The sequence below is a fragment of the Streptomyces sp. SID5910 genome, from assembly GCF_009862125.1.
Classification (GTDB): Bacteria; Actinomycetota; Actinomycetes; order Streptomycetales; family Streptomycetaceae; genus Streptomyces.
In genome coordinates, this window is sequence record NZ_WWHX01000179.1 from 1 (window position 1) to 1,033 (window position 1,033).

The window sequence follows — 1,033 nt, forward strand, 5'->3', positions numbered from 1 at the left end:
GGCCGGCCGCGCTGGTGCGCATCGCCGACGCGCTGGCCGGCGCCCGCCCCGTCGCCCCGGCCCGCGAGCGGGGCGCGACGGCCACGACGGGCGGGGTATGAACGGGGAGGGTGTGGTCGGGGCGCGCGCGAACCGGGCGCCGAGCGAACGGAGTTCTCCGGCATGAGTCTCGTCGTGTATCTGGCGGCCGGGGTGTTCGGGCTGTCCTGCCTGGCGCTGCTGCGCCGGCCGCGCGGCCCGGTGCGCAGCCCGCTGGCCCTGTCCACGTGCGCGGCGATCGTCCTCGGCTCCCTGGTCTTCGTCTGCGCGGCCCCGCTGACCCTGGCCGCCGTCAACGACCTCACGGGCGTACCGAACTTCGGGGCGCCGCTGACGTACGGGATGCTGTCGGCGTACAGCTGCTCGCTGCTCGTCCTGCTGATCAACTGGCGGGGCGGTTCGCGGGCGCGGATCCGGCGCCGGGTGCTGCGCTGCATGGCCGCGTACACGCTGCTGATCGTCGCGCTCGTCGCGCTGTTCGTGCTCGCCGACGCCCGCACGGAACGGCTCACCGACCTCGACACGTACTACGCGAACACCCCGTACATGCGGGAGATGATCCTGCTGTACCTGCTCGGGCACAGCGCCGCGACGCTGGTGATGTGCGCCGTGTGCGTGCGGTGGCTGCGGGAGGTGGACGGGCTGCTGCGGACCGGGCTGCGGCTGATCCTGGCCGGCAGCCTGCTGGACGTGGTCGGCTTCCAGCTGGCCAAGTACACGGCGGTCGTGGCCCGTTGGCAGGGTCAGGACCTGGACTTCCTGTCCACGACGCTGGCCCCGCCCATGGCCTCGCTCGGCGCCCTGACCTGCTCCGCCGGTTTCGTGCTGCCGCGACTGCTGCCTGCGGTGGTCGCGCAGTGGCGGGGGCTGGACGACTACCGGGGGCTCGGCCCGCTGTGGGCGCTGCTGCGGTTCGTGCCGACCGCCCCGAAGCCGCCGGCCTCCTGGTGGCAGCTGCCCCGGGAGCGGCTCGAATGGCGGGAGGTGTCCATCC

Annotated in this window: 1 protein-coding gene; it reads left to right on the top strand. The window is 74.0% G+C overall.

The features are described 5' to 3' along the window. Positions 1-162 precede the first annotated feature (162 nt). Positions 163-1,033 (top strand): hypothetical protein (locus GTW67_RS06395; protein ID WP_161163821.1); only part of this gene is annotated, 871 nt, incomplete at its 3' end.